The organism is Flavobacterium hydrocarbonoxydans (assembly GCF_009789235.1).
GTDB classification, from domain to species: Bacteria; Bacteroidota; Bacteroidia; order Flavobacteriales; family Flavobacteriaceae; genus Flavobacterium; species Flavobacterium hydrocarbonoxydans.
Genome location: NZ_WSTB01000038.1, coordinates 1 through 635, shown reverse-complemented (window position 1 = coordinate 635; position 635 = coordinate 1). Strand labels below are relative to the sequence as shown.

The following is a 635-nucleotide window of genomic DNA, read 5'->3' as shown; positions in this document are numbered from 1 at the left end:
CAGGTACTACAGCTAAAGTTGTTATTCGTACTACAGGAACTTCGGGAGTTGTAATTGCTGACGCAATTAAATTTGATTTTATAGATTGTTTGCCTGATGTTGTAGCTCCTGTGGCTAATTTTACACCAGCAACAACAGCTGCAATATGTGCTGGACAAACGATAACATACACGAGTACTTCTACAAATGCAACTTCTTATAGTTGGTCTTTTCCAGGAGGAACACCAAGTACAAGTACATCGGCGACTCAAGTAGTTACTTATAATACTGAAGGAACTTACGATGCAAGTTTAACAGCTACAAATGGAGCAGATTCTGATACTAAAACGTTAACCGGAGCAGTAACAATAAGCCCTTCAATTCCAGTTACGGCAGGATTTACAGCACCATTGACGGAATTGGCTGTTGGAGAAAATATGACTCTAACCAATACTTCTACAGGAGCAACGACGTATGCCTGGACTTTTCCTAACGGATCTCCTGCTACAAGTACAGCTGAAAATCCAAACGTAAGTTTTACAACAACAGGTTCTAAAACAATTACTTTGGTTGCTTCAAATGATTGTGGAAGCAACACTTATACGATGACAATTTGTGTTGGAACCAATACCAAAACAACATTAGAAACTTTTGAA

1 protein-coding gene is annotated in these 635 nt (G+C 38.7%); it reads left to right on the top strand.

Annotated features, from left to right (window positions below; all coding sequences use genetic code 11):
• Positions 1 to 635 (top strand): PKD domain-containing protein (locus GON26_RS21955; RefSeq protein ID WP_160376818.1); only part of this gene is annotated, 635 nt, incomplete at both ends.